Here is a 26,638-nt window from a genome sequence, read left to right on the forward strand (position 1 = left end):
ATTAGGGGGTTAACCCGATTTAATGAAAATAAGGAGGTTGTTGTATTGGAAGGTAAAGTTCTAACCAAAGAAGAATTGGAGAATTTAGCAAGAGAGATGTGTTTTTCCCTAGTTGAAATTGGAATGGATGAAGCAAACAATAAAATTGAGATTTCAAATCAGCAAGATTTTTTAGATTTTCATAAGCATGTGGAGAACAAATTGCTGTTTTATTATTATGATTTTGAAGATAAATCTGATTTCACTTTCCCTAATGAGATCCCTAATGAATACAAATATAGATATCCTGAGCCAATAAGAGCCCGGATGCAGATGAAGATTGATGAATATAAGAAATTAATTGATGAAGCTGATTTTAGTACACCCTCACGCCTAAACCTATTTTACGTAAAAGACGGTTTCTTATTTTATAACTATGCCTTTAATGAAGATCGAGATGATTTACCTGACTATGATTGTCTAGATTATGATGAAATTGCTGAAAATGTAAGACAAGGGTTCTCTGTAGAAGAGCTAGATGAGATGGACAAAAAACATCGTGAAGATATTGAAAAACAAATTCGGGAATTGAAAGAAGTCATTTTTGCAGATCCAAAATTTAAATTAGCTTCAAATTTAAGCAAAAGAAAAGGATATTCAAAAAGATATTTCGAAGGGAAATCAACCTATCTAGAATTGCTAAGATATGCTGGTTATAGATTTCCGATTGATTTTATTGAAGAAATTTATGGTGAGTTTAAGGAAGAAGAAAAGAACTTGCATAAAAAATAATTCATTGGTTCATTTTTTTATTGTAGCAAAAAAAGAGGCGTTCAGATAAGATTGCCTCTTTCCACCAAACTGTATTCACCTTTTTAATTTCTTTAAGGCATCAATATGACTTCTTTTTGTCCCGCATTTTGTTTTCACTGACTCTACTTTTCATTAAATCATTCCTTGATCGAGTTTTTGGTTGATAAACCTCTTTTTGAGGAATTTCCTTATTTCCTTTTCCAATCAACTCCTCAATTCGTTTCATTCTTGATTTGATCCAGCCTATTCCGGCCAAAATAATAATATCCCTATTCTCTTCAAGTTAATTTCAGTTACGCTTTAGAAACCACTGAATTTGTCAGAATTGAGAGTATGAGGTTATAAAAGCCATGGTTATCAGCAAAAGAAATTTTCAACATCATGGAAACTTTTTGTATTATATGTCTTTTTTTTACAATCTATTTATGTTACATTGGTATTGTCAAAAAATGAGCAAAGGAGCCTGTTTACATGAAAAGAAATGTGACGTTTTGGTCAATCGTAGCTATTTTATGTATCTCCCTTTTTGGTTTGATTGGGACAAGCAAAGTAGAGGCAGCGACAGCAATTGTATCGACTCCTGAGACAAAAGCTCTAACATCAGATGATCTTGACGCAAAAAAAGAAGAGATTGCAAAACAAATCAAAATCTATGGTGAAAATGGGGAAGAGATTCATCCTTATACTTTGGAAGAACTGAAAGACATGATTAGACTTACGGGAGAACAACCTGAAGATAATCCAATTAAGGTAACTCGTAAAACATTTAAATCCGGTAGTTTTAACTTTTATTATAACTACTGGCTTGGTGGAGGAACTTACGGTAAAGCTTTTAAAAATCCAATTACTCTTTTTGTTACTCCATCAGGTACAGCTAAACCATTTTCTATAATTATAGTCTATGATAAAAATGGAGGGCCTGGCAGCCAAGCACAAAAAGTCTCTTTACCGGGCGGATGGGTAGGTGAAATGCATTTTAATGTGTACAACATGAAAAGAGGTAAGAAGTATCGCTTCAAATTTGTGAATGATGGAAGCTCGAGCACAAATGTTAAAATAAAGACAGCTTCTTTATGGTATGATTAAATTCTTTTAATCATGTAAAAAAGCAGGCTTACTCATGACCTGCTTTTTCTTGTTTTAAGCTCTCTAGATACTTTTGATGTTCTGTTTCTAGCACTTTAATATCCATTTTAAATACTTCAATATCATATTTCTTTTTTGCTTCTTCAGATAAATTTTTATTTAAATATGCACGAAGTTTTGCTTCATTTTTTGTTTTATCAATACTAATTGATATAGTTGGTTCTGTCTCTCCAATTCCATAACTAATCAAACCAAATTCATCCTTATCCCATGCACTATCCAATATTTGCTCAACGGTTTTTTGATCTAAGTTCGCTCCACTAGATGCTGTATTAAATGTTAATAGACAAGAAGCTAAGACCAAAAATCCAATGATTTTCTTTTGCATCTTTCCACTCCCTCTCCCCTATATTGATATTCCTACCTCCAAGTATATCATACAATACAATATATTGGAAACTCATCCTGGTTTTCAAGTTCTAGGATAGCAAGGCAGCATTCATTTTTGTCTAAAAATAATGGAAAGGATTATTGCTACTCTCCCCCATCACTTTCCTATGCTTTAAGATTAATGATGAACTATCCGTATATTTGAAATTATTGAGCTGGATGAAGAATTTAGAGATTTAGCTCAATACTTATAGACATAAACAAATTAAAAGTATATAATTAATACAAGAAGAGTGAGCAGGGAGTGATGTGGTATGTAATTGAGATCAGTTGATTAGTGTTATACGCCCTAAAGAATATTCAATAGGAGTGTGATTCAATGAAAAATAAATCGAAAATTTTGGAGGAGAAGCATGTTACTACATAATACAGAAGGATATACATTAACAAAAGACATTCAAATCAAAGAAAACGGTCATACATACATTAAGCGAGAAGCATTAAACCGAGCTCTCAACATTGGGGAAGCAGCCTTTGTTGGCAACAGCAGAAACAAGATTAAGAGATTAAGTGAAAAAGAATATATGTTTATTAGAAAAGAACCTGTTTCCAGTGAAAACACTGTTGTTTCAAAAAGACAATTAAATAAATTAAAAATATTGATTGAATATGAATTCGGAGATAATATTTGTCTTTCTTCAGAAGAAAAAGTGAAACACGTTAAATCGATCATCAAGAGGAATCCTTGGATTGAAGATATGTCATCTATTTCTTGTCCATCCGATATGAGTAATGAGGATCTTCACCATTTGCTTGATCAGATTGCAACATACATAACTGAGATTGAATTTTAAACAAATTAAAAATACAGATCACAAAAGGAGGGGTGCGTATTGGACAATCAACAATTTTATACATATAAATTTTATTCTTCACGCCTAAAGGAATTTGGATACAACATTACTCTTTCCTTTCAAGAAGCACAGGAATACAACGAGGTAATTGCCTTATTTGATAATCAAATTTTAAGGTCAATAAGAGATATTAAGAATCAATTCATCGACTATGATCACCTTGAGGCTCTTCAACAAGAAAAAGAACATTTACAAAAACAAGAGCATTCTCAAGAAATCTCTAAAAGATTAAAAGAAATTCAATCAGAAATCAATGAGATGCTTTTCGTGCCAGAATACATAACGATCAAAATGGATCACAACAGCCATTATAGAGACTTACATAAAAATGGATTAATCTTAAATAACAAACGGTTTGTCCGCTTCTCCTCTTCTGCAGGTCAAGCAAGAGTGTCCACTGTCGTATTTATCGAAGAAGAGACATCCAAAAGACTCAATGAAATCCTGGATAACGGAAGAGATTTAAATAAAGCCCTAGTCCCTTCTAAGTTTAATGCTTATAAGGGATTGGCTGGCAGCGCCACTCAAGTAGTTAGCGCTCCCCGGTTTTGTTTAGTCCCTGATTATTATAGCGACACTAAAGTAAAAGTAAACTTTGTAACTGAAACAGATTATGAAGATGATGACATTATCGAAGTTAAAGATATTGTTGAATCATTTAACCGTTTTGATGGTCAAGGCTTGATAAACTATGAAATGGCGAAAAAATGGGCAGATGAATTAGGCTTAGATTATGTGCCTGCACAATGGTGTATCAGACAGAACTTCATCAAAGGAATGCTTAACACCTTCCCAATTCATGATTTTTGTGAAAAAGTCAATAACGGCAATTACAGAATAAGAACTTCATATAAGGACGCAAATGGGAAACCAAAAATTGTTGACTTAAGAGACATCGATGTAATCCTTACCGAAAGCCAATTTAAACTTTGGGACAGCTTCCCTTCTATTGAAGTTTATGAACATAATTGCGAAAAGAACAATTTAAAATGGGGAGTATCACTGCATAGTCCTAAAAAAGATAAAGACATTTTGAAAATGAATTATCAATTTTTGCAGACATTGAACCTTAACAACGAGGACATTGAAAAGATATGTGAGAAGTTTGTAAATTGGATTACTGGTGTTAATTCAGGGGACATATATTACACCATTCTGTTCTTGCTTGGAACTGACATTACAGACGAAAAAATCATGAATTACTTAGAGAAATCTGAAAATCATTGGGTTAAGTCCTTAATCGTAAATCCCCAGTTAATCAATGACAAATACATAAAAAAGAAAATATATGACCTTATGAAAAAGAAAATCCAACGTGGCTGCTTAGGGGATATTATCTTAGACGGAAATTTTCAGACGCTTGTTAGCGATCCCTATGCAATGATGCAGCACGTTTGTGGGTTAGAGGTAACAGGGCTTTTAGGTAAGCGTGAATACTACTCAAATTATTGGAATCAAAAAGGGGTCAAATATGTTGACAGTATGCGTGCTCCCCTCACCTATCGCAGCGAACATTTGATTTTGAATCTAAAACGAAATGAGGATTTGGATTATTGGTACAGATACAATTACACAGGCATCATTGTGAATGTGCATGGATCTGAAACAATGAACTGGGCTGGTAGTGATTTTGACTATGACATTATTGCAACCACGTCCAATGGAACAGTATTAAGAGGAGTTTATAAAGATGAGCTACCAGTTGCATACACCCCTCCCACTTCGACTAAAAAGGTTTTAACAGAGGAAGATTTGTTTAATGCAGACCTGTTTTCGTTTGGTTCAATCATTGGCTCGATTACAAATAAAAGCACGAGTGGATATGCCCTTCTTTCACAATTAGACGTTGATTCTGATGAATATTTGACTACATTGAACCGTGTAAAAATGTGTACGAAATTGCAAAGTGCTCAAATTGACAAAGCAAAAATTGGGAGAGAAGTTAAAGGAATTCCTTCGCGTTGGATCAATTATCAAAAGATCAAAAAAGATGATCCGGAGAAAATAAAACTAGAAAAGGAATTTCACAATAAAATCCTATTGGATAAACATCCCTACTTCTTTATTTATTTGTATAAAGGCACAAAGAACAAGTACAAAAAACATGTCAAAACCTACGATATCACTTGCAAGAAAAGGTTTGGAATTAGTCTTGATGAGCTAAGGAAAGTAAAACGAAAGACAAAAGAGCAACATGAATTCCTTAAGCTATTTGAAAGGTTTAACCCTGTGATTGAAAGCGACTGTGTAATGAATAGGCTATGTAAATACATTGAATCTGTTGATTTTGGTATAAGAAGCATTGTAAACAAGGATATTGACTATGAGATTTACAAGCTTTACATGGATGACACTATTGAATTTGATGAATCGCGTTACAAAAAAATAATGAAGGCATACCAAAAACATAAGAAGAGCATTAATCAATCGTTTTCATTTGGAACAAGTAATGAATCTGATAAGAATCTCTATGATGCAGAGCTATGTAACAATTTCTCAAACTCCCTAGAATTATTCAAGCAAAAGATCAATGATATCTGCTCCAATGTTTATGAAGCAGTTAATTACCTTATTCGCTTATTCTATGTTGATGAGAAGAGCTCCAATAAAGAGATTCTATGGCATTTATACGGCCAATACATATTTGAAAACGTAAAAAGAAAACAAGACAGTTTCTTCCTCCCTGTTTTGGATCAAGATGGCGATATTAATTACCTTAATAAACATTATTCATTAAGAAAGGTGTGTCTATGATAGACAAATTTAAGTTTAAAGAGAAAGAATATGCAGAAGCAATTATTGAAAATGGATTTATTTCAAAGAACCTAAATTATGAACTGAAGCTATTGGCCAAGTATTATAAAGAATTAGGATATAAACCTAAAAAACGAGAAGAACTCCTTTATGATTTCTGTGAAAAAAACATAGAGAATTTTAGCCGGGTGCTATATTACAAAAAAATTAATTCAGTACTCAATCATGCAAGAAAAAAAGAAAATATTTTAATCAATATAGATGAAATTGATATAACCGAGAATGAACTTCGATTTATTGATTCTTTAGATATCAGCCATCAACAAAAAAAGCTCTGCTTTACCCTTCTTGCCTTAGCAAAATTATATTCAACTGTTCAGCACATCAGATACGGTGAGCATACAACAGAACACTATTTTGGTGGAAACAACAAAAGATACAAAGAACTTTTAGATGCTTCTCACACTTCGCTAACTGCCAACAAGCTTCATCAAAACATTGGAGAATTGGCCAAGAAAGACATTGTTGAGATTCGAAACAAAGGATTCATTAAATTAAGTTTTATCTATGGTATTGAACCTGGTGGGGAAACAATTATTAAAATAAGCTCGTTTGACAGCATCGGCCTTTATTACGATCTACACACTGGGCAAAAGAAAGTTAAACCATGCGTTAATTGCCATACTCCATTTAGATTTAAAAGTAACAAATCTAAATACTGCCCTTCTTGTGCATCCGTTATAGCAAAAGAAAAAACAAGGGCAAGAGTAAGAAAATATCGAAATGTAACGCTTTAGAAAAACGCTAAAACCCTTGATATATAAGCGTTTTTGAACCATACATAAATTTTTATTATATGGAAGGATACATAAAATTAAACTTACATTTAGGAGGAAATAAGAATGAATAAAAAAGAACTAATTGGTGCAGTTGCAGAGGCTACAAGACAAACGAAGAAAGATGCGGAATTGGTTGTTGACTCAACATTTGATGTAATCACATCTGCTCTAAAAGATGGTGAAAAAGTTAAAGTGCACGGTTTTGGCAGTTTCGAAGTGCGAGAGCGTGCTGCACGCAAGGGGCGCAACCCTCAATCAGGGGAAGAAATTGAAATCCCAGCAACAAAAGCACCAGCATTTAAAGCTGCTAAAGCTCTTAAAGATGCTATCAAACAATAATTAAAAGGAGAATTATTCTGTTGATTGAGTTTAACTATGATGATTTAGAAAAAGTAATATTAAAAAATGCAAAGAAGCACAATATTACGATTACCAAAGAACAGATCGAGCTTTTCTTCGCCTCAGAGGAAGAGTATATGAGGAGTATTGGGTTAATCCCTTAGAATAATTACTCCTTTTCCCTCCACTTCCATTTGAAGTGGGTCGGATAATAGTCATTTGCGAGGGATCGAGGTTAGATCGATCGTCTGTATCTCTAGGAGACAGGCAAGTGGCTATTATCGGGCTGGATATTGTCGATAAGACCTAAGCGCATAAAGACGGGCGAACCCATCGCAGTCTTATCATGGGGGACAATTAAGCTCACCAATTAATTGCGGTGTACAGCTTCGGCTTGCACTTAAGGGGATTGGATGCGTCTTGTCCCCTTCTAAAAATAATCTATCAGAGATAATGTGTAATAGTTGGCAATATATCAAAATTATATTAAAATCAGTCTATATTCCTAAAAAGGAGTCGATAGAAAATGTCAAAAATCGCACTATTCGAGGCTCTTCCTTTAAGAAATACTATTTCTAAACGTATTCAGGAACTCTGTGACAGTGTTGCATATGTTGAGTATGATAAAGGCGAAGAATACATCAAACCTACAAAAAGTGCAGATCAAATTACATCTGATCTGGAAGAGGCTAGAAAAGATTATCGAGATCTGGTAGTATTAATGTCCGAAGCTAACCTTAATGCTAAAGTTGTATGGGATGAAAAAGAATTGTCTATTACTGAGGCTCTTGAGTTAGCTCAGCAACTTAGAGGTGAAGCTAATAGACTTAAAAGCTACGGCCGTTCTAAAGAAACTGAACGACTATCATCTTACTCTGATGTTATTAGCTATCGTAAAGCAATGTTTGATCCTGAAAAAATGCAATCTAAAGGATTAAAACTTGAAAGAATGGCGAATCGCTTATCAAATGCAATTGAAAAAGCAAATCATAACTATGAAATTGAGTTTGAGGCTGCTGAAAAGTATCTATAAATGCTGGGCTTTTGCCTTAGCTATGAGGGTGAAACTGATTTCACCTTGATAGCTGATGTAAAATCATCAGCACGGAGCATCAGAGAAGTAGAGAGCCGCCTTGGTTTAGAGCGTATCTGAACTGTAATACCGATAAAATTACAACATTTATTTGTAGGATGGGAAACGGATAACGTTTAACAGCTTACGATTTACGTGATTTACGATTTGACGGACGTTAGATATTTAGTGTGGTCATATTTCGATAAAATAACTTTAACTCTGTTCTCTGCTGCTTCACTTTTAGCTCATCTGCCACGTGTAGAAGGAGTTCCTGAAGACGTCTTATAAAGGCGTCTTTTGTTATTTCGGCTTACTTAAATTTTTGCCGATTTAAAGGTTTTGGCTAACCCGTAATCAGCCACATTCCCTGTCGATCCGAAGGCTTGCGTTCCTACGTGAGCTACTTATGTAGGTGAGATGGGGCTTTTATTTTTTGTAAATTCCTTCGGGTGTTTTCCCTCAACACCTATCCGATTTATTCATTTCTTATTATTCCCCTCCATCCCCTCTTTTCGGATTGGCCGATGCTGTCGGATCATCGGACTTCCGAAGGAATTTATTTAAGTTTATATATCAATTAAAAGGAGAACAAGGAGGAAAAATTTATATGGCAAAAGGCAGATCAAGTAAAAAAGTTAATCAAGTGAATTTAAAAGGTTTTTTAGATATGGATTCAATGGAAATAACTGAACAAACAAAAGAAGATGAATACACATATGATTTAAAAGAACGATTATATGAGTTTAATGGGAAAAACGTGTCAATCACGATCAAGGAAGAGAATGAGCTTCCTGTTAAAGAAGCTGAGTAGGATGGTGATTGAATGATCGATCCTATTCAAACGAAGCGCCGCCCTGATGAGAATTTAAAAGAATGGAAAATTAGAATTTGCTCCAATAAAGATGTTTACGATTTAAACTGGGAAGAAATTAAGGAGCTTATTAACAAAGAAACTGGTGAAAATAAAGGAGAATCCGCTTATAGGAAATGGTTCAAAAACTTCATTGAAGGCGTTGAATACCAAAAAGAAAAATCAGCAGATTCAAATGCTGCCTTGATCGAATTAGAAATTAAAAAGCTTGAAGTTATGGAAGAACGAAAGAAACTTCAGGCCGTTAAACATGAATTTCATAAGGAAACACGAATAAAAGGCAGAACAGAACTCCTTTACGAAAATGTATCCCAAGCAATCAAAGAAAACGGCACTCTTCCCCCTCCCTTATTTCAAGCACTGGAAAAGAACGAGAAAAAAAGAGCTGCTGTCCTCGGCTTTGGTGATGAACACTTTGGTAAACAATTTAAAAGTTACAACAATGAATACAACGAGCAAATTTATCTTGAACGTATGAACCAAATTCTCTCTGAGACTATTGAATACATAAAAAAAGAAAGCCTAGATGAATTGGTCGTACTAAATGGTGCTGACAGTGTTGAAGGAATGGCATTACGGGTATCTCAACTGACGGCTTTGCAGTACGGTTTCATTGATCAAGTTATCAAATACTCACGTTATAAGGTTGAGTGGCTTAAAGAACTTTCTAAATACGTAAAGATCAAGTACATACATATCCCTTCTGCTAACCATACAGAGTTAAGATTACATAATTCAAGTCGTTTGGAAATGCCTAAAGAGGATGTTGAGCGTATCATTGCCACATATATTCATGACATGCTTAAAGACAATGAGCGAATTGAAGTTCCGCTTCAAGATGAAGCTATCGTAGACTTCAAATTACTGGAGTTTGAAATTGCAGCTTGTCATGGTCACCAATTAAAAAATAAAAAGAACGCTATTCGTGACATTTCACAGTTGAAGCGAAAATTCTATGATTACTTATATGTATCCCACTTCCACCACGGAAACATGCTTACCGTAGGTGAAGCAGCCACGCATAATATTCAAGTTATTCAACTCCCTTCTGTAATGGGTTCTGACGAGTATAGTGACGGTCTAATGGCGGGTGCTAAAGCTGGAGCTAACCTTTCAATTTATGAGTCTGGTAAAGGCCGGGTTATTCAGTATGATTACATATTAAATTAGATTAAAAGGAGTTGTAAACATGAGCAATGAAAGAGAATCAGCTTTTAATAATTTAGTAACATTGATTTGTAAAGAGTGTGAAAAACACGGTTTTACGTTAAATGAGTTAGAGAGGATTCAACCCCTTGTAAAAAAGTTTTACTACGACAATGCTATTCCTTTTAAGCATTAGAATGATAAAGCCTTTCTCAAAATTAATCGTATATAATGATGAAGATATTGAAGATACATACATAGTTTGATTTGAGAAAAAACTTTAGGAGGATTTAAATGAAACTAAGAAGGTTTTTAATTGAAAAGTTGGCTGGGAACCGACCTGTAGCCCTTAATTTAAAAGTAAATGGAACATTGGATGCAGATAAAACAAAAGAAGGTTTGTTTAAAAATATTAAGTGTATCTGAATAAATCTTTAATTTTATACAGATGAGGATGATGAAGATGGATAAAACAGAAGAAATTGAACTGATGAACAGGCATTTAGAGCAACTTATTAAATTGAAACAGTCCGGCTATAGATGTGATCAGGAGATTAGCAAAGTCTTAGGCAAAATGCATGAATATATGGGAGTTGATAGAAACCAGCAAAAATTTAGCATTGAATCAGGGTATGGTAGCATTGCAGCTTAAGGAAAAATTATCTCAAACTCTGATAGTTTGCAATATGTCAGTTTTAATGATGTAGACCAAGAATTGCAAAGAAGGTTTCGCAACACAACTTCTAAACTTGTTATTGTTGGCGATTCTGATCGAGGAAAAGGTAAAACAACTTTGCTTCTTAGACTATCACAAGAAAATGGTATCCCAGTTATTGTAGGTGTCAACACAATAATTTATGAAAGCAGACTTGCAAGGGAAAAAGGGATTAACTGCACTATATTCTCAGTTAATGACTTAAAAGGTAAAACATTTCCAAACGGAGTCTATCTTGATTGCACTGTTTCAAAAGAACAGTTACAACAAATTAAGAGACAAGGTATTGAAATTAAGGGAGGATTTCATCATGATGATGTCCTCTCTTCTTTAGTTTAAACACCTTTTTAGAACGCCCAGTGATGATTGAAGGTTGCACCCCTCCTTCCTATTGCTGGGCGTTTTATAAAACGTGTTTTTTATTTTGTTTTGTACAATTGGAGGTGAATTAATGGCTACTCAAAAAATTATGTGCTCTTGCTGTGGGAAAGTTCAAGTACCAACTCAGTTTTACAAGTCTGAATCATTATTTACTGCTGCTACTGGGAAGCTGACAGTTTGCAAGACATGTCTTCAAACTGAATACAAAAAAGATCCTGAAAACTTAAAACATGTGCAAAATATTTTACGCATGATTGATCGTCCTTTTATTTATGATATTTGGACAGCTTCAATTGAGGAAGCTAAAACAAAATCTAAGAATGGCGATGCCAATGTTTTTGGTGTTTACATGAAAAACATTGGGATGAAAGATTTCATCTCTAAAAACTGGTCAGACAGTGAATATGATTTTAAAGATGATCAAGAACATACTACAAAAATGCTGCTCGCTAAAAGTAATGAAGATGTAACTCCAGAAGATATTGAGGAGTTTATTCAATTTTGGGGACGCGGTTTATCGGTTGAGGACTATTTGTGGCTTCAAAATGAGTATATTGATTTTACAAATCGGTATGAGTGCGATTCTAAAGGAATGGAACTGCTTATAAATCAAATCTGTCTTACAATGTTGGATATTCGTAAGCGCCGTGAAAATGGAGAGAAAGTCGATCAGCAACAAAAAACACTCCAAGACTTATTGGGTTCAAGTAATTTGAAGCCGGTTCAAGAATCAGGGGCTAGTGGCGTTGAGCAAGAGACCTTCGGAACATTAATAAAGAAATATGAAAACGAAAGGCCAATTCCAGAACCTGAGCCTCGCTGGAAAGATCCTGATAAGATCGGTAAGTACATAAAAGTATTTTTCTTAGGTCACTTATCGAGGATGCTTGGTATCAAGAATGAGTATTCAGAGGAATATTGGAGCGAAATGCAAAAGCACACTGTTGAAGAGCCTGTAGATGACGAAGAAGACGAGGTAACAGAAAATGGCCTCATACAGTAACTTCACAACAGATCGTAAAAAACACAGCAGAGGTATTAACCTCTTCAATAAAGGCAGGAACTTCAACAAGAAATCTAAATCTGAAAGACTAATGGATGGTATTGGTGCTTGGGCTTCTTTTTATCGAGCAAATCCCCATCGTTTTGTAAAAGAATACTTAGGGATAACCCTTAAACTATTTCAATGTATTTTGATTTACATGATGGTACATAACCATTATTTTATGTATTTAGCTAGTCGTGGACAGGGTAAAACTTGGTTAACGTCGGTGTACTGCTGTGTTCAAGCCATACTATTTCCTGGCACAAAGATAGTCATTGCTTCAGGAACTAAAGGACAAGCAAGAGAAGTTATTGAAAAGATTGATGATTTGCGAAAAGAGTCTCAGAATTTAAGACGAGAAATTGAGGACTTAAAAACTTCAACTAATGACGCAAGGGTTGAATTCCATAATGGTAGTTGGATTAAAATTGTTGCATCAAACGACGGAGCTCGCTCAAAACGTGCAAACCTTTTGATTGTGGACGAGTTCAGAATGGTCGATTTTGAGATCATCAGCAAAGTATTGAGAAAGTTTCTTACCGCTCCAAGGTCTCCAAAATATCTTGAAAAAGAAGAATATGCTCATCTAAAAGAACGAAACAAAGAAATTTACTTATCATCCTGTTGGTATAAGGTTCACTGGTCATATAATAGATTTGTCACCTATTTTAATGCAATGATGAAAGGATCAAAATATTTTGTATGTGGTCTTCCTTATCAAATTGCCATTAAAGAAGGATTGCTTGATAAAGATCAAGTAAAAGACGAAATGTCTGAAGAGGACTTTGACCCAATTGGCTGGTCAATGGAAATGGAAGCATTGTGGTTTGGAGAATCAGAAAAAGCTTATTTTAAATTTGAAGATCTCGAAAAAAATCGAAAACTCGCCTCTCCCCTATTTCCACCTGATTATTATGACCTCATTAAAGATTCAAATTTTAAATTTGAAAATAAAAAACCTGGTGAAGTAAGGTTAATTAGCAACGACATTGCTGGCATGGCTGGTAAAGATAATGACGCCAGTGTTTACACTATTTTTAGATTAATTCCAAATTCGAATGGTTATGATAGACACATTGTTTATATGGAGAGCATAGTTGGTGGACACACAGGTTCACAAGCAACAAGGATAAGACAATTATTTGAAGATTATGCATGTGACTATATTGTTCTAGATACTCAAAGCATTGGTCTAGGTGTATATGATGCTCTTTGTCAGCCTCTATATGATAAAGAAAGAGCTAAAGAATATGAACCACTCTCTTGTATCAATGACGAAAAAATGGCTGAACGTTGCACGTATCAAAATGCCGAAAAACTCATTTACAGCATAAAAGGTAACGCTCAGTTAAATAGTGAGATTGCAGTTCTTCTTAAAGACGGATTTAAACGAGGAAAAATTAAAATCCCTATAAATGAAAATGAAGGTCGAGAGTATTTGAAGCGATTCAAGGGATACGAAGCCTTACCAGAAGAAACCAAGGCCAAATTTGTCTCATCTTATGTTCAAATCACCTTGTTGATCAATGAAATGATAAACCTTGAAGCTGAATACAGTGATAACGGACAAATCAAGCTAAAAGAACCTAAGAGCAAACGAAAAGACAGATATAGCTCCGTGGCTTATGGGAATTATGTTGCTACCCTTTTAGAACGAAAACTCAACAAACAAACAGAATATGACATTGATGATGACCTTGTCTACTTTTAAAAGAAATGAGGTGAAGTATGACTGATATTAAAAAAATCGATATTGAATCGGAGGAGTACAAAAAGCTGCTGAACGATTACAGCACCTATGTGTCTACTTTTGCATCTGGCTTTGTTTCTAACTTATTTTCTCAAGGTATTATAAGCGAAGTAGATGCAAAGCAGTTAAAAGAATATTTTTCTGATCCTGATGAATTTCAGGAAGAGATAGAAGATCTTGCTCAATATTTCTATATTTCAACCGCTGAGATTCATCAACTATTTGAGTTAATTGAAGCCCTCCCCACTTTGAATTATAAAATTGATTCCTTTACGAAAAGTAAGTCCTCTGATAAACACATATCCCTTTTAAATAAAGCCCTCCATAGAGTAAAGCATAAAAGATTAACACGCGACTTGCTAAAACAAACTGCAGCAGCAGGAACACTCGTTGGAATTTGGCTAGGAGACGATAAATCCCCCTACCCTTTTGTGTTCGACAGCGTTAAATATGTTTTTCCAGCTTTCAGAAGAAACGGTGATTGGGTTTGTTTAATCGATATGGAGTATTTTAGCAACATTAAAGAGGACTATAGAAAAGAGCTGCTAAACAGCTTTTCCCCTTTCATTAAGAATTCCGATTATGAAAACTTCCTTCAAGATCGTGAGAAATACAGATACAAGGAACTTCCTCAAGAACGGACATTTCCACTTCGAACTGGAACATTAAAAAGAAATCAGGGATTAGGTACATCATGGGTTACACCAGGATTGTATGATGTTCTACATAAAAAGAAACTCAAAGATGTTGAAAGGGCAATTGCTAATAAAATCATTAATGCAGTTGCGGTTTTAACTATCGGGACTGATAAGGGAAAAGGTGAATACACAAACCTTAAACTTCCAAAGGCAGTAAAACAAAAAGTACACTCTGGAGTTAAAACTGCTTTAGAAAAAAACAATAAAGATGGGGTTACAGTTGTTTCAATCCCCGACTTTGCAAGTTTAGCATTCCCAGATGTGAAAGCTGATGGATTAGACGGAGCGAAGTTTGATCATATCAACAGTGACATACAATCCGCTTATGGTTTATCAGGTTCTCTGTTAAATGGTGAGGGTGGCAACTATGCAACGTCCTCATTAAACTTAGATACCTTTTACAAAAGAATTGGCGTCTTAATGGAGGAAGTTGAACAAGAAGTATATCAAAAACTCTTTAACCTTATCCTTCCTGCAGGTCAAAAAGATAATTATTACATGAACTATGACAAAGATAAGCCTTTAACTCTTAAAGAAAAGATGGACATTCTCATTAAGCTTAATGATAAAGGATGGTCAATTAAACATGTTATCGACAACATTGCAGGCGTATCATGGGAAAGTTATTTGGAACAAACTTTATATGAAACAGATGAGTTAAATCTTCAAGATAAGATAAGGCCTTATCAAACATCCTATACATATACAGGCAATGAAGTTGGACACCCTGTTGTAGATGAGAGCACTAATGAAAACACTATTAAATCTGCAACATCAAATGGAAACATTCTACCAGAATAATTTGAGCGTGTTTTGAAAGGAGGTGAAGAAACGTTTGACCAAAGAACAAAAGAAAAAAATTTTTCAATTGCAGCTTAATGAGATAAAGAAAACAGATGATCCCACAAAACTCCCCTGCACTTTTATCATTTTTGACTTTGAGACATCTCATAACAATACAGTGATTTCTAAGGAAGTTGCCTTGGACGCCTCCCCTACAATTATCAATAAGCCTATTGTTGCAAAATATCATGAGGTTGAAGGAATCAATACAGCTACTGACGCTCTTGGATCGCATGAAGCATATTTAGGCACTGATAAACACGGTGAACTTGAAGTTAAGACAGATACTACCCCAATCGGAGTGTTTACTTCTGAAGGATACATTATGGAGATCGATACCGCAGAAGGGAAAAAAGAAGTTTTGGCCGCAGATGCAGTTTTATGGAGTTCGCGATTCAGTGATGCATGTGAACTTTTGTTGGAATGGTATTCGCGGGGCATCAATATAAACACAAGCTGTGAAATTCTATATTCAAATTACTCTGTTAAAGATGGAATTGAGTACATTGAAACGCCCATTTATTTAGAAGGTCACGCAATCTTGAACTCTGAAAAGCGTGGTGAATACGATGTCGTCCTCCCCGCTTACGATTCCTCTCGATTGGTGAGCTTTAATGAGATGCAAAAATTTGAGAAATTAGTAGCACAAGCCGCTATTCAAGAAAAACAAAAGGAAGGTGAAAAAGTGGATAAATTCAAAAAGGTTTTTGAATTATCACATTCAGACATAAGATCACTTATCTATAATCAGCTTGATCCAACTCTTGAATCAAACGAGGAATCATATATTGCTGATGTGTATGATACATACTTTATTGTAAACATTTATAGCTGGTCTGAAGATAATTCTTACGACAAATATTACAAAGTTAACTACACCAAAAATGGGGATACTTTGACAATTGATTTGGACTCTAAAACTGAAGTCTTCTTAAAAAGAAATTGGGAAGAAGTTGTCCCCGAAGATATCCAAAGTCAACTGAATGAGAAAAACAAAAAAATTTCAGAGCTCTCCGAGCAATTTAATGAAATCAAGGAGAGTAAAGCTAAGCTTGAAGAGCAGTTTAATGCAGCAAGCGAAAAACTCGTTCAGTTAAATTCTGCTGTAGAAGAGCTAAAACCGTTCAAAGAAAAACATGAAAAAGCAGAGTTCGAAAAAAGAATCCAAGAAAAGAAAGAATTCTATAAATCTAAATTTGAAGCTCTCAATGCTGAAGAAAAATTTGAAACTGAAGAAGTTCAAAATCTTATTCTGGCATCTGCTAAAGAAAACGAAGAAACCGATAAAGCAGTTCTTCAATTGAATTCAATGTTGGTTGATCTTGTAGATCATGCAACTGATCAAGATAGAATTTTTATTAGAGAGATGTCCAGCAAACGTGAAAAATTACTAAAAGATGACGATTCATTTGAATCACGATATTCATCTTAAAAAATAAAATGGAGGATTTATAAATGGCTACTAGACTACAAACTGCCCTAACAGAGGTAGGCACCCACACTACTGGTAACTTGAATTCATTAAAAATCAAAACTCTTGCTCACGGTGCTAAGGTGTCTGGATCAGATATCGATAACTTTATGCTTGTGGAACTAGGTTTTGATGAAGAAGGAAACCGCATTGTAAAAAAACTTTCCGACAAAAAGCACAGAGCTTATTTAATTGCAGCTCCAGAAGTTCGTTATTTAGGCGAGTCCTTGACTGATTTCTATAATGCTAAAGGTGAACATGCTCGTATCGTTATTTTGGAACCAGGATACACACGTTTTGATGTTTCTGCTTTTTCTTTGAATGAAGGCGTCAAAGAAGTTAAACGAGGACAAGTGGCTCACTTTGATATTAAAACTGAAAAATACATTTTAAGTGACCCCGCTTCACCACATGCTGACTTTGCAGACTCTTCTGCTAAATTCCTTGTTGTAAACAGCGAGGATGATCTCCAATACACAATGGGACAAAAGCTCGTACGTCTCGAAGTAATCACAGGATCAGAAACAGGATTAGTCCCAGGAACAAGTGTAGAAACTCAAACTAAAGCCGTAGACATTGGTGATTAATACATAAATTTGAACAAACACTTATTTGAAAAGGAGTACATTATATGAAACTTGACACTGTGAAAATTAAAGGCTTATTCAGCCGTGTGGTTAACAATAAAATGAAAGCCACAGATAAATCAGATATCGAAACTTATATTAAAAAAGTATTTGGTGATGGAACTGTTACTCCTGATCCTTCCATGTTGCATCAGTTTAATACACTTGTTGTTCAACAAGCTGATGAGATCGCAAAACCGATGGTAACGAATCTTCTTTCGCTATTTGCAAATCTCGAACAAGAGAAGCCTGGGAATCTAAAACTAATCAGAATCCCTAAGAAAAACAAAGCAAAAGTGATTTGGTCTGCTAGTGGATCAGGCGTAGATCTGGTTCGAGTTGAAGGTCGGGAGAATGTACCTGCTGTTCCTCAAACCCTATCTACTGGTTTTTACTACGAGCCACTTGATCTTGTAACTGATTCTGTTGAGTACTTCAACAAATTAGTTAATGATATTGCCAATGCAAAAGTTCGTTTGTATTTGGATAATATTCATCAATTAACTGCGGCTGCCATTGCTAAAGGAAAAATCCCACCAAAAAACGTTTCTGTTGGTTCAAACCTAACACTAAAAAAATACAGTGAAGTTGCCTCTGTTCTTCAACGTTATGGAGGTAGACCGGTATTCATCGCCGATTCCCTACTCATTGATTACTTTGCTTTCCAACAATCTACAGATTCTACATATAAAAACCTTCTAACTGATGGCATTAAAAATGAACTTTTGACTGCCTTAAACCCTGCTACAATTGGAAGAACCACTGCAGTAAACCTCATAAACCCATTTACTGATGCAACTAACTCAAAAGTTGAACTTCCTGTAAATAAAGGTTACATGTTTGCTGGTGGTGTATCACAAAAACCATTTTCAATTGTTGAGTATGGTGGACTTCGCCAATATACAGAACAGGATATCGAAGACGAAAGAGTCAAAATGAAAATTGCTCAATCTGCTTCTGTCAACCTTCTGTTTGGTGAGGCAATTGGAATTATCGAGGAGCAAGCAGCAGTATCTATTTAAGGATTTAAATATAACAATAAGGATTTATTAGGAGGAAGAAATGGCTGAAACAGTTAAATTGGCTCGATATAGAAACACTTCTTATTTTGTTGGAGACACTGGAGATGGCACACATAAACAATACACCTGGGCAGGAAGCAAAAACGGTAAGGCTGACATTAAAGAAGTGCCAAAAGAGGTCGTTGAATGGTTGACAATGAACAGCGTCTGCTTTGATAAAGGTGAATTGGTTATTGTCGATGAAGATGACTCAACAAAAGAACTTAAAGAATCTATTGTTGATGCAGAGACATATTCAAATAACACCCACACAAAAGAAGAAATCACAAAAATGATCAAAACAGGTAACATTGCACAAATGAAAAGTAAACTTGAAAAGATAACAGTTGACTCGGAAAAACAGTTTGTTATTGATGTTGCCTCTGAATTCAGTGATGATATTCCTGCTGGGAAACTTAAAGCATTAGCTGAATGGATGGGTGTCGAAGATCCTTCCTTGCTTTTTGACTAGGAGGTTCAATAATGACTTCTTATGATGAAATTTGGGAGTTTTTCTTGCTAAACTGCAAAACGTCTGATATCAATTTACCCACAGACGAAACGCTAATTTATAAGTCTATAAGGAATGCAGTTCTTCGATTCAACAATCGACTTCGCGACAAAAAAATAAAGTGTAACGATGAAACCGAAACGGTAAATAGAGTAATGAACGAGGATGATTTATTGATTCTCGTTCATTATTTACGTCTAATTTTTTTAACTAATGAACAGACTTTTTTCCAGACAACATGGCAGCCATTTGCAAAAGACGTTGGCGTTACTAACTATGGTACACAAATCAATTCATTAGGAAAGTCTATCGAAGAGCAAAAAGCAGAAATTGATCGCCTCATTATGAATACAGAGGTGGACTATTTATGAGCAATAAAAGTGTTTTTCAACCCTTTGATGAAGGACAAGCACCTTTCTCATTACAAGAGCACTGCGTAAGATTAAGCAAGAAAAACAACTCAGTTCTTTATAAAGTAGAGCAACATCTAAATAAGAAAATGCTTGCTGATGCAGAACTGGCTGAAATTCGTGAAATCATTTTGGACGTGAGTGCTGAAATCGTAAGATTAGGTCAATACCTATCCGGTGATTTAAATGAAGGACTTTAGAAATTATTATCAGATTGATGCTAATAAAAAAATTGAACATGATGGAAAATTGATTTTTCAGGCTGGTCTAAAAGGATTTCAATCCGAGACTGTATCAATTGACGGGAAAGAATCGATACAGTGTTTGATTACCTCGAAGTATTCCAATGGTGATGGAATGACTAAATACATTCTTGGACTGCCCGAAGATATCTATATTGGAGGAGTTGTTAAATGGGGTACTGAGCAATGGTTAATCAGTACATTCCCAAGCTTTAATAAAATTTATAAAAAAGCAGAAATTAGACTGTGCAACTCCTCAATAAAGATCACCGCTAATGACAAATGGATTGATTCAGACAAGATAAGCGAAGTTACTGGAAAACCAATCAAAGTTAAAGTGCCTGGAGAGGTTATTGAAATCCCCTGCATTTTTGAACGATCCACATCTATAAATGGGACTGACCTTGCTGTGAACCTCCCTGACGGCCAAGCGAACATCACAATTCCAAATGTAAATAACGACAAAATTAAAATTGGGCTCCTCCTCTCTTTCTTTGGTGAGGATTATCTTGTTAATGACATTGATTACTCTAAGGTTTATGGAGATCACGGCACAATAAAATTAATTGCTAAAAAGAAAGTCAGAGGTGATGGTAGTGCATGAGCAATATGGTTGAACACATGACCAAGATTTTCAGAACATTGATTAATGATTCTGAGCTCAACAGGCTTCTGTATTATAAGGACAACCCCCTCTCCCCTGACCTCCCTGATGTTCAGGACTTAGAAGGCTATGAAGTCGAAACAACTGTTGAAGAAGATGGAAAAGTCCGCATTATCCCCCCTATTTTCAAGACAATCTTCAAAAGAGCTCCCAAAACCGATGACATTACTGAATCACCAATCTGTAGAGTATGCATGTATTTGGGAAGTGGCTTATCAAAGCCCTCGAATCAAAGCTATTTGCTTATGGATCAAGACCTTCATATTGATGTCTACACTCATATTGAGACATATGAAGAAAATGAATTTAGATCTTTAAAAATTTTGGACAGGTTATCTGAGCTTCTTTTCAATAAAAATATCGCTGGCTTCGGAAAGGCTATGGCTCCTAAAAGAATGCTGATCGGAAACCCACCTGCTGGGTATTTGGGTTATAAAATGATTTTCACATTCGGAGCAATGAAATGAACGAAAATTCTCAAGAACTATTTATCTTAGGTATCCCCGTTGACACTCCTATTGGTAAGTGCCATTTCCTCAAAATGAAGGATTACAACGACTATGCGGCATACCTGAACTTAATAAAGATGAGCAAAAATGAGATTGTTTATAGATATAGCCAGCTTAATAAAAACGGTGAATTAAACGAGCTTATTGAAGAAATGAAGAAGCTGCCTCTTTTTGATATCGTTAATCAATTACCAAATTTCAATGAGGCTTATTCTGAAGTGTTCCAAAAGGTCTTCCAGAATGAGGATATATTTGAATTAATTGATCGAGATAATTTCATTTCAATAAGAAAACTCATTATAGAAATGCACTGTCTCAAAGAAGAAAAGATTAGTCCAAATCCAGAAGTTCAACGAAGAATCGAGCAAAGCAAAAGGTTAAAAAGACAAGAACAAGAGCTGCTTGAAGTGTATGACATGATTAGTTCAATTATGGCCTTTACAGGTGTCCCATACAAAGAAATTGCAGAGATGACAATGTATCAAATGTATATGACCTTTTATCGCATTGATAGGATCAAGGATTACGATACATCTATTTTATTTGCAACAGTATCCCCTGAAGCAGGTAAAAATATTAAACACTGGAGTGAACATGTTGACCTCTTTAAAGAAGAGAGTCATGCACTGACAGATGAACAAGTCAAAAACTTAAAAAGGTTGTTTCAAGGCTGATTAATCATCAGTCTTTTTTTATTTAAATTCAAGGAGGATATTTAATGACCAAAAAAACAGTTATTCATGATACAGCAGATGTCTATTGGAAAAGAAAATCCGATGGACATGTAATTTCTGCTGCCGAAGCTCAATTGGCTTCTATTTCTCAATCAATTTCAGAAGAAGAGTTAAAAGGTGGTATTGGAAACAAAACTCTTTATCTCCTTCGTTCTGATAAGTCAATTGATGCAAAAGTTAAAAATGCATTCTTTGACATGGAATTCATGGCAATGACTCAAGGGGTTGCAATTGAAGAAAACAAATTCAATGTATTTGAACGCGAAGATGTAACAGTTGATACAGATAAGACAGTTAAACTACAGAAAACTCCTGTTGGTACGGTATCACTTAAAAACAGCAAAGGTGCAGCTGTACAAGCTGAAATTAAAGATGGCGTAGTTGCGGTTCCTGAAGATTTTGCTAAAGAGGGAGATGTACTAACTGCAGTATACAAAGTTGAAGTAACTGGTGAAACAGTAGAAATCAACACGAACAAATTCTCTGAAATGTACGAGCTTGAATATCACACTATCGAGTATGATCCAGATACTGGTGTGGTTTATAGTGACCTCTATATTCAATTCGACAAGGTTGCACCATCTGGAGAATTTGAAATGTCTCTTGAGAACGGCTCTGCTTATACACCAGAGCTTTCATTTAAAGTTCTTGCAGCAGACAGCAAAGGTAAAATTGGTAGGTTCGCACGAGTGCCTCGAACTGAAACCAACACACCTGTAACTCCTCCCCCATCTCCAGATACAGGAACCCAAACAAAAGCTGTAGATATTGGTGACTAATAATCAAAATTCAAAACATAAATAAGGAGAGATTCTATTATGGCAGAACAATTTCTAAACGAAAGTAACGGAGTATTCACTTCTGCAGAGAACGATGGCACAGGTAAACCAGTAACTCCCGTATATCTGAAAGATAACAGTGAGGACAATCCATTATACATTAAAGGAATGCAGGGTGAACCTGGTCCACAGGGGCCAAAAGGTGATAAAGGTGATAAGGGAGATAAAGGTGACAAAGGCGATCCGGCTGTTATTGAAGAAAAAAGCATTACTCATGAAATGCTTGGTGACAACATTGTCAGAAGTAACAATATTGGCACCGGCAGCGTAATGCTGGTTAACTTAAACAGCGAAGTAAAGGCCGTTTTAGATGGTTTACAAAAGCAAATCGATGAGTTGAAAGGCGGAACATCTAGTTAACTAAAAGTACTATCCGATTACTGAAAATAATGACGAGGGGACTTCTCCCCTCTTCTTTTTTATTTCAATAAAATACAAGTTTTATACAAATCAATGTAAGGAGGCTGTAGATGTCAGTTTGCGATTATAAGAAATTGCCTCGAAAAATTGAACCCTTAGTTACCCCCTTCACCTTTCACGATTCCGTCACTGAAGCCGGGGAAGGAGAAAAATTCATTGTTGGGTCACATCGAACACTAACAGTAGAGATTACAGGTGACTGCACTTCAAGAGAAGTTAAGTTTTATGCTGTCACTCAAGATGCGAAAAAGATCACTCTTGAAGGAATAAACTCTTCTAATCACATGTTTGGCGCTAGTACACTTGGCATTGATGAAATTTGGGAGTTCGACATTGCTGGGAAGACCGCAGTTCTACTTGAAGTGACAAAGATTAATGGTGGTTCAATTACCATCAAAGGAAATGCGGTGACATAACGATGGATAATCTCTCAAGAGCACAGAACAAAGAAAATGAAATTAAGATTGAAAACCTTAAAGGGACGTTTTCTGGTTTCGAAAAACACAGTCTTGATGTAGAAAAAGAATTAAAGTCAACAATCGATCAGCTTACAGACTTGATGAATTATCACATAAATAATAAATCAAACCCTCATAATGTTACATCAGAGCAAGTCACGATCATTAGTGACCCATCACCATTTCAAGATGCTTCTTACTCTGGAGATAACTATCCAATGGGAATTTCAACATTTCATCTATCATCGGGTTCAGTTGGTTATCCAAGTTCCTATGGCGAGTGTTTAAATATAAAGACAACTAAATACCGATTCGCTCAGTTTTTCTTTCATGCTGGAAATCGTGATGATCCAAGAATTTATCTTCGTCATTGGTATCCATCTTCAGGATGGACAGAATTCATTACTGTCCCCTCTTCTTCTGATTTAGATTCTGCTTTAGCTGCTGCAAAAGCTTATACAGATGATCATGCGAATAACAAAGAAAATCCACATTCAGTTACAAAAGCTCAGGTCGGCCTCGGAAACGTTGATAACATACAGCAGGCAGCAAAGTCCGACTTTGATAAACACGATTCAGATAACACACGTCATATCACTTCTGATGAACGAAAAAAATGGAACGCTGCTCAACTCTTTAAAATAACAGCCGATTCGGGCACGCAAAAAATAAACCTTACATCTGGAACGTTTTATGATGCTTTGAAGGACGTCGGAACTGTCTCTTTTTTTGGTACGAACGCTGTTACAGATTCCCCCTCCAAGAGTAGTCTTAGAGGAATGCAGTTAGTAGGACAAGCTGGAATAGGCATGGGATATGCCGCAGATGCAAGTGGCAATGCCTGGTGGTTTTACTATAACGGAAATCAGACGGCAATTAACTGGATTCCTATAGAATCGACTACAGGAGCTCAAGCGAAGGTAGACGCACATGCCAATAATACAACTGTACACATTACTTCTGCAGAACGTGAAAAGTGGAATAACTCTCAGCTATACAAAATAACTGGTGACAACGGAACCCGTACAAAATTGGCGGATGGAACGGACTTGATAACTTTACCCACTGGTTTTTATTATGCGTCAGGTACCCAAGTGAAAAACAATCCTGCACCAAATGATGCCTCTTGGTTTAATTATGATGTAGTTGAGACTGGAATGGGTAGAAGAACAATATTTGCATGGCGTAGTTATGATAATACTCTATGGCACGCAACCACTCACACGGATGGGGTTTTTAAAGGCTGGAAAAGAGTTCTTACGGATGTAGACATATCTGCAACTTGGAATATGGTTACTTTAATCAATGGAGCACAACAAGACTCTACTTATCCTTTTAAATTCTCTGTAGTAAATAACGTAATCTGGTTAAGAGGATCATTTGGATCTTTACCTGCCATTGGAACTAACATTGCAAAGTTTGCCAATGCCCCTACCCAATTGGTTGATTTGGTTGTCCCTACTGTTGGCTCTTATGGAACAGCTCGATTTGCTTTTACTACAGAAGGATATCTTCGTTATGACGGGGTAAACGCTAATGATCCTGCTAGTGTAACTAGGGTTTCCTTTAATCTTGGAATTCCGTTATGGTAAGGAGGGATTAAGATGCATGTTCTTTTTTATGATGAGAATTTCAAATATGCTGGTGAAGGTGACATCGATGTTAACCTTGAAGCTGGCGAAAAACTTCCGCCTAATTGTACATCAACTTTATCTTCCGGTAATTTAATCGATCCTAAATACGATCCAGAAAAAGACAAGTGGGTCGAAGCAGCTACACCAGAATATATCGAGCAAATAAAACCGTCTAAACCTGCACCAAGTGAATTGGAATTATTGAAAAAACAAAACGCACTACTCTCCTATCAGTTAGCTCAGGTTCAAGCAGAAATTGAAAAATTGAAAGGTAGCGTCGCATCATGAAGTATCCTGATTATGCTACGATTAAACAATTTTATGATTGGGGCTGCTATGAAGACGATTCTATTATGAGAGATTACGTTGAGTGGGGTCATATTACTCCTGCTGAGTATGAAGAAATTACAGGCAGAAGTTATGATAAACCGTTCATTAATGTCAGTGTGGATTTAGGAATGTGTGTGACACCTTAAGAGGTGTTTTTATTTTGGATTTAGAAGGAGGAAACATGATGACAACGCAAAAATTAACGCTCAGTCATATTAAAGAGGATAATAAAAAATACAACGAGAAGCAAAGAATTGAATTGAATAATCAATTTCACACTTATATTTATCCGAATTTCGATCCAACAAGGATAAACAAGATGATTAAAACTCTTATTAGTGACTATGTTGAGATCCAGTCGAAAAAAGGAGTTAAAACTGATTTGGGCGCTGGAGATCTAGCTTATCTCTATACAGTTATTGAATTTAGTGATATTGCTGATATGCCTAAGACTTTAACAGCTAAGGTTAAAATGCTTGAAGAAGTTGCTAAATCCGAGCATATCAGAACTATTCATGATTCATTCCCTGAAGAAAGTTTAAAAAAAGTTGAAGATGCTGCTAATGGTTTTGTTGAGTTTATATCAAGAGCAGCAGATAAAAATGCAGACAAAATAAATGAAGATATCCTAAAAAAAGTTGAAGAGCTTACTCAAGAGGACAGCTAATGGCGACTTATAAAGATCTCGCCATTTTAGTTCAGAAAGGAGCTTTAAAGGCCATCCAACAGTCAAATAGCAGCACAAAGCAAACGTTAATCAAAACAGGACAAGACCATGTTGAAAAAGATGTTTACGACGTATACGATCCCCTCGTTTATGAAAGAACTCATGAGTTAAAAAGCTCCTTCGTAACTGAAGATGAAGTAAACGGGATCTCATTGGATAATATTCGCGAAGATGATGGCCGTGACGTTGCAACGATTGTTGAAACTGGGCAAGGTTATCAGTTCCCTGATGAACATGGTTATGGATATGGAAAACCAAGACCTTTCATGGCTAACACTGCTGAAGCTTTAAAGGATGGCCGCTTAGTTGAAGCTGTGTCCAAGGATGTGAACAGGCTCGGATATAAGACAATAAAATAGTCGGT

General features: G+C 35.6%; 35 protein-coding genes. 34 read left to right on the forward strand and 1 reads right to left on the reverse strand.

Annotated features, from left to right (window positions below; translation table 11 throughout):
- Positions 1-771, forward strand: a 771-nt coding sequence (locus tag AB447_RS11245) for a hypothetical protein (protein WP_206555223.1), incomplete at its 5' end; no start/stop codon positions are given.
- Positions 772-1,263: 492 nt separating this feature from the next.
- Positions 1,264-1,878, forward strand: a complete 615-nt coding sequence (locus tag AB447_RS11250; protein ID WP_048355937.1) for a hypothetical protein — start codon at positions 1,264-1,266, stop codon at positions 1,876-1,878.
- 28 nt (positions 1,879-1,906) lie between these two features.
- Here the strand turns inward: AB447_RS11250 and AB447_RS11255 are convergent, their stop codons facing one another.
- On the reverse strand, positions 1,907-2,266 hold the full coding sequence (locus AB447_RS11255; RefSeq protein ID WP_048355938.1) for a YolC/YozM family protein: 360 nt from the start codon (positions 2,264-2,266) through the stop codon (positions 1,907-1,909).
- A gap of 415 nt (positions 2,267-2,681) precedes the next feature.
- On the opposite strand from AB447_RS11255, the gene AB447_RS11260 reads away from it, so the two are divergent.
- From AB447_RS11260 to AB447_RS11395, 32 genes are all read left to right on the forward strand, one after another.
- Positions 2,682-3,122, forward strand: a complete 441-nt coding sequence (locus AB447_RS11260) for a hypothetical protein (RefSeq protein WP_048355939.1) — start codon at positions 2,682-2,684, stop codon at positions 3,120-3,122.
- Between the two features lie 39 nt (positions 3,123-3,161).
- Positions 3,162-5,936, forward strand: coding sequence for a hypothetical protein (locus AB447_RS11265; protein WP_048355940.1), 2,775 nt, complete (start codon positions 3,162-3,164; stop codon positions 5,934-5,936).
- Complete coding sequence (locus tag AB447_RS11270) at positions 5,933-6,733, forward strand: hypothetical protein (RefSeq protein WP_048355941.1); 801 nt, start codon at positions 5,933-5,935, stop codon at positions 6,731-6,733. Before AB447_RS11265 ends, AB447_RS11270 begins: the two co-directional genes overlap by 4 nt.
- 105 nt (positions 6,734-6,838) lie before the next feature.
- Positions 6,839-7,114 carry an HU family DNA-binding protein gene (locus AB447_RS11275; protein WP_048355942.1) on the forward strand — a complete coding sequence of 92 codons (276 nt, stop codon included), beginning with the start codon at positions 6,839-6,841 and terminating at the stop codon, positions 7,112-7,114.
- 20 nt (positions 7,115-7,134) lie between these two features.
- The gene (locus AB447_RS26245) at positions 7,135-7,278 is read left to right on the forward strand and encodes a hypothetical protein (protein WP_172796342.1); all 144 of its coding nucleotides are present in this window, start codon (positions 7,135-7,137) and stop codon (positions 7,276-7,278) included.
- Positions 7,279-7,640: 362 nt separating this feature from the next.
- On the forward strand, positions 7,641-8,147 hold the full coding sequence (locus AB447_RS11280; protein WP_057957570.1) for a hypothetical protein: 507 nt from the start codon (positions 7,641-7,643) through the stop codon (positions 8,145-8,147).
- A gap of 649 nt (positions 8,148-8,796) precedes the next feature.
- Positions 8,797-9,000, forward strand: a complete 204-nt coding sequence (locus AB447_RS11285) for a YonK family protein (protein WP_021837902.1) — start codon at positions 8,797-8,799, stop codon at positions 8,998-9,000.
- A gap of 12 nt (positions 9,001-9,012) precedes the next feature.
- Positions 9,013-10,230, forward strand: coding sequence for a hypothetical protein (locus AB447_RS11290; RefSeq protein WP_048354034.1), 1,218 nt, complete (start codon positions 9,013-9,015; stop codon positions 10,228-10,230).
- 19 nt (positions 10,231-10,249) lie between these two features.
- Entirely contained in the window at positions 10,250-10,402 is a 153-nt protein-coding gene (locus AB447_RS26250) for a hypothetical protein (RefSeq protein ID WP_006640186.1), read from the forward strand.
- A gap of 98 nt (positions 10,403-10,500) precedes the next feature.
- Entirely contained in the window at positions 10,501-10,632 is a 132-nt protein-coding gene (locus tag AB447_RS27240) for a hypothetical protein (protein WP_258320549.1), read from the forward strand.
- A 37-nt stretch (positions 10,633-10,669) separates the two neighbouring features.
- Positions 10,670-10,858, forward strand: coding sequence for a hypothetical protein (locus AB447_RS26805; protein ID WP_241494768.1), 189 nt, complete (start codon positions 10,670-10,672; stop codon positions 10,856-10,858).
- Positions 10,859-10,921: 63 nt separating this feature from the next.
- On the forward strand, positions 10,922-11,260 hold the full coding sequence (locus AB447_RS26810; RefSeq protein ID WP_241494769.1) for a hypothetical protein: 339 nt from the start codon (positions 10,922-10,924) through the stop codon (positions 11,258-11,260).
- Positions 11,261-11,372: 112 nt separating this feature from the next.
- On the forward strand, positions 11,373-12,305 hold the full coding sequence (locus tag AB447_RS11300; protein WP_048354033.1) for a hypothetical protein: 933 nt from the start codon (positions 11,373-11,375) through the stop codon (positions 12,303-12,305).
- A complete protein-coding gene (locus AB447_RS11305) occupies positions 12,289-14,058 on the forward strand; it encodes a terminase large subunit domain-containing protein (RefSeq protein ID WP_048354032.1) in 1,770 nt (589 codons plus the stop codon). Before AB447_RS11300 ends, AB447_RS11305 begins: the two co-directional genes overlap by 17 nt.
- Positions 14,059-14,075: 17 nt before the next feature.
- A complete protein-coding gene (locus AB447_RS11310) occupies positions 14,076-15,596 on the forward strand; it encodes a hypothetical protein (protein ID WP_048354031.1) in 1,521 nt (506 codons plus the stop codon).
- A gap of 34 nt (positions 15,597-15,630) precedes the next feature.
- The gene (locus AB447_RS11315) at positions 15,631-17,070 is read left to right on the forward strand and encodes a coiled-coil domain-containing protein (protein WP_048354030.1); all 1,440 of its coding nucleotides are present in this window, start codon (positions 15,631-15,633) and stop codon (positions 17,068-17,070) included.
- 23 nt (positions 17,071-17,093) lie between these two features.
- Positions 17,094-17,696: a hypothetical protein gene (locus AB447_RS11320; protein ID WP_048354029.1), complete on the forward strand. Its 603-nt coding sequence runs from the start codon at positions 17,094-17,096 to the stop codon at positions 17,694-17,696.
- Between the two features lie 44 nt (positions 17,697-17,740).
- Positions 17,741-18,757: a hypothetical protein gene (locus AB447_RS11325; RefSeq protein WP_048354028.1), complete on the forward strand. Its 1,017-nt coding sequence runs from the start codon at positions 17,741-17,743 to the stop codon at positions 18,755-18,757.
- 40 nt (positions 18,758-18,797) lie between these two features.
- Positions 18,798-19,268: a hypothetical protein gene (locus tag AB447_RS11330; RefSeq protein ID WP_006640195.1), complete on the forward strand. Its 471-nt coding sequence runs from the start codon at positions 18,798-18,800 to the stop codon at positions 19,266-19,268.
- 11 nt (positions 19,269-19,279) lie between these two features.
- Positions 19,280-19,678 (forward strand): hypothetical protein, encoded by a 399-nt coding sequence (locus AB447_RS11335; protein ID WP_006640196.1) that lies wholly within the window; start codon positions 19,280-19,282, stop codon positions 19,676-19,678.
- Entirely contained in the window at positions 19,675-19,917 is a 243-nt protein-coding gene (locus tag AB447_RS11340; RefSeq protein WP_006640197.1) for a hypothetical protein, read from the forward strand. The genes AB447_RS11335 and AB447_RS11340 overlap by 4 nt, the downstream gene beginning before the upstream one ends.
- Positions 19,904-20,563, forward strand: a complete 660-nt coding sequence (locus tag AB447_RS11345) for a hypothetical protein (protein ID WP_048354027.1) — start codon at positions 19,904-19,906, stop codon at positions 20,561-20,563. The genes AB447_RS11340 and AB447_RS11345 overlap by 14 nt, the downstream gene beginning before the upstream one ends.
- Positions 20,560-21,090, forward strand: coding sequence for a hypothetical protein (locus AB447_RS11350; protein ID WP_046132687.1), 531 nt, complete (start codon positions 20,560-20,562; stop codon positions 21,088-21,090). Before AB447_RS11345 ends, AB447_RS11350 begins: the two co-directional genes overlap by 4 nt.
- On the forward strand, positions 21,087-21,806 hold the full coding sequence (locus AB447_RS11355; protein ID WP_048354026.1) for a hypothetical protein: 720 nt from the start codon (positions 21,087-21,089) through the stop codon (positions 21,804-21,806). Before AB447_RS11350 ends, AB447_RS11355 begins: the two co-directional genes overlap by 4 nt.
- Before the next feature lie 44 nt (positions 21,807-21,850).
- Positions 21,851-22,645, forward strand: a complete 795-nt coding sequence (locus AB447_RS11360) for a hypothetical protein (RefSeq protein ID WP_048354025.1) — start codon at positions 21,851-21,853, stop codon at positions 22,643-22,645.
- A gap of 39 nt (positions 22,646-22,684) precedes the next feature.
- Positions 22,685-23,065 (forward strand): hypothetical protein, encoded by a 381-nt coding sequence (locus tag AB447_RS11365; RefSeq protein ID WP_048354024.1) that lies wholly within the window; start codon positions 22,685-22,687, stop codon positions 23,063-23,065.
- Positions 23,066-23,175: 110 nt separating this feature from the next.
- Positions 23,176-23,541 carry a hypothetical protein gene (locus AB447_RS11370; protein WP_048354023.1) on the forward strand — a complete coding sequence of 122 codons (366 nt, stop codon included), beginning with the start codon at positions 23,176-23,178 and terminating at the stop codon, positions 23,539-23,541.
- Between the two features lie 2 nt (positions 23,542-23,543).
- On the forward strand, positions 23,544-25,175 hold the full coding sequence (locus AB447_RS11375) for a hypothetical protein (RefSeq protein ID WP_048354022.1): 1,632 nt from the start codon (positions 23,544-23,546) through the stop codon (positions 25,173-25,175).
- A 12-nt stretch (positions 25,176-25,187) separates the two neighbouring features.
- The gene (locus tag AB447_RS11380) at positions 25,188-25,505 is read left to right on the forward strand and encodes a hypothetical protein (protein ID WP_048354021.1); all 318 of its coding nucleotides are present in this window, start codon (positions 25,188-25,190) and stop codon (positions 25,503-25,505) included.
- Positions 25,502-25,693: an XkdX family protein gene (locus AB447_RS11385; RefSeq protein WP_046132693.1), complete on the forward strand. Its 192-nt coding sequence runs from the start codon at positions 25,502-25,504 to the stop codon at positions 25,691-25,693. The genes AB447_RS11380 and AB447_RS11385 overlap by 4 nt, the downstream gene beginning before the upstream one ends.
- A gap of 38 nt (positions 25,694-25,731) precedes the next feature.
- Positions 25,732-26,214: a hypothetical protein gene (locus tag AB447_RS11390; protein ID WP_057957571.1), complete on the forward strand. Its 483-nt coding sequence runs from the start codon at positions 25,732-25,734 to the stop codon at positions 26,212-26,214.
- Complete coding sequence (locus AB447_RS11395) at positions 26,214-26,633, forward strand: hypothetical protein (protein ID WP_048354020.1); 420 nt, start codon at positions 26,214-26,216, stop codon at positions 26,631-26,633. Before AB447_RS11390 ends, AB447_RS11395 begins: the two co-directional genes overlap by 1 nt.
- Positions 26,634-26,638 lie beyond the last annotated feature (5 nt).

This window comes from Bacillus glycinifermentans (genome assembly GCF_001042475.2).
GTDB lineage: Bacteria > Bacillota > Bacilli > Bacillales > Bacillaceae > Bacillus > Bacillus glycinifermentans.

Bases quoted from the DNA above. Each gene is read 5' to 3' on its own strand.
- AB447_RS11250 (WP_048355937.1), top strand. From the start codon at position 1,264: ATGAAAAGAAATGTGACGTTTTGGTCAATCGTAGCTATTTTATGTATC.
- AB447_RS11255 (WP_048355938.1), bottom strand. From the start codon at position 2,266: ATGCAAAAGAAAATCATTGGATTTTTGGTCTTAGCTTCTTGTCTATTA.
- AB447_RS11260 (WP_048355939.1), top strand. From the start codon at position 2,682: ATGTTACTACATAATACAGAAGGATATACATTAACAAAAGACATTCAA.
- AB447_RS11270 (WP_048355941.1), top strand. From the start codon at position 5,933: ATGATAGACAAATTTAAGTTTAAAGAGAAAGAATATGCAGAAGCAATT.
- AB447_RS11275 (WP_048355942.1), top strand. From the start codon at position 6,839: ATGAATAAAAAAGAACTAATTGGTGCAGTTGCAGAGGCTACAAGACAA.
- AB447_RS11280 (WP_057957570.1), top strand. From the start codon at position 7,641: ATGTCAAAAATCGCACTATTCGAGGCTCTTCCTTTAAGAAATACTATT.
- AB447_RS11285 (WP_021837902.1), top strand. From the start codon at position 8,797: ATGGCAAAAGGCAGATCAAGTAAAAAAGTTAATCAAGTGAATTTAAAA.
- AB447_RS11290 (WP_048354034.1), top strand. From the start codon at position 9,013: ATGATCGATCCTATTCAAACGAAGCGCCGCCCTGATGAGAATTTAAAA.
- AB447_RS26250 (WP_006640186.1), top strand. From the start codon at position 10,250: ATGAGCAATGAAAGAGAATCAGCTTTTAATAATTTAGTAACATTGATT.
- AB447_RS27240 (WP_258320549.1), top strand. From the start codon at position 10,501: ATGAAACTAAGAAGGTTTTTAATTGAAAAGTTGGCTGGGAACCGACCT.
- AB447_RS26805 (WP_241494768.1), top strand. From the start codon at position 10,670: ATGGATAAAACAGAAGAAATTGAACTGATGAACAGGCATTTAGAGCAA.
- AB447_RS11300 (WP_048354033.1), top strand. From the start codon at position 11,373: ATGGCTACTCAAAAAATTATGTGCTCTTGCTGTGGGAAAGTTCAAGTA.
- AB447_RS11305 (WP_048354032.1), top strand. From the start codon at position 12,289: ATGGCCTCATACAGTAACTTCACAACAGATCGTAAAAAACACAGCAGA.
- AB447_RS11310 (WP_048354031.1), top strand. From the start codon at position 14,076: ATGACTGATATTAAAAAAATCGATATTGAATCGGAGGAGTACAAAAAG.
- AB447_RS11320 (WP_048354029.1), top strand. From the start codon at position 17,094: ATGGCTACTAGACTACAAACTGCCCTAACAGAGGTAGGCACCCACACT.
- AB447_RS11325 (WP_048354028.1), top strand. From the start codon at position 17,741: ATGAAACTTGACACTGTGAAAATTAAAGGCTTATTCAGCCGTGTGGTT.
- AB447_RS11330 (WP_006640195.1), top strand. From the start codon at position 18,798: ATGGCTGAAACAGTTAAATTGGCTCGATATAGAAACACTTCTTATTTT.
- AB447_RS11335 (WP_006640196.1), top strand. From the start codon at position 19,280: ATGACTTCTTATGATGAAATTTGGGAGTTTTTCTTGCTAAACTGCAAA.
- AB447_RS11340 (WP_006640197.1), top strand. From the start codon at position 19,675: ATGAGCAATAAAAGTGTTTTTCAACCCTTTGATGAAGGACAAGCACCT.
- AB447_RS11345 (WP_048354027.1), top strand. From the start codon at position 19,904: ATGAAGGACTTTAGAAATTATTATCAGATTGATGCTAATAAAAAAATT.
- AB447_RS11350 (WP_046132687.1), top strand. From the start codon at position 20,560: ATGAGCAATATGGTTGAACACATGACCAAGATTTTCAGAACATTGATT.
- AB447_RS11355 (WP_048354026.1), top strand. From the start codon at position 21,087: ATGAACGAAAATTCTCAAGAACTATTTATCTTAGGTATCCCCGTTGAC.
- AB447_RS11360 (WP_048354025.1), top strand. From the start codon at position 21,851: ATGACCAAAAAAACAGTTATTCATGATACAGCAGATGTCTATTGGAAA.
- AB447_RS11365 (WP_048354024.1), top strand. From the start codon at position 22,685: ATGGCAGAACAATTTCTAAACGAAAGTAACGGAGTATTCACTTCTGCA.
- AB447_RS11370 (WP_048354023.1), top strand. From the start codon at position 23,176: ATGTCAGTTTGCGATTATAAGAAATTGCCTCGAAAAATTGAACCCTTA.
- AB447_RS11375 (WP_048354022.1), top strand. From the start codon at position 23,544: ATGGATAATCTCTCAAGAGCACAGAACAAAGAAAATGAAATTAAGATT.
- AB447_RS11380 (WP_048354021.1), top strand. From the start codon at position 25,188: ATGCATGTTCTTTTTTATGATGAGAATTTCAAATATGCTGGTGAAGGT.
- AB447_RS11385 (WP_046132693.1), top strand. From the start codon at position 25,502: ATGAAGTATCCTGATTATGCTACGATTAAACAATTTTATGATTGGGGC.
- AB447_RS11390 (WP_057957571.1), top strand. From the start codon at position 25,732: ATGACAACGCAAAAATTAACGCTCAGTCATATTAAAGAGGATAATAAA.
- AB447_RS11395 (WP_048354020.1), top strand. From the start codon at position 26,214: ATGGCGACTTATAAAGATCTCGCCATTTTAGTTCAGAAAGGAGCTTTA.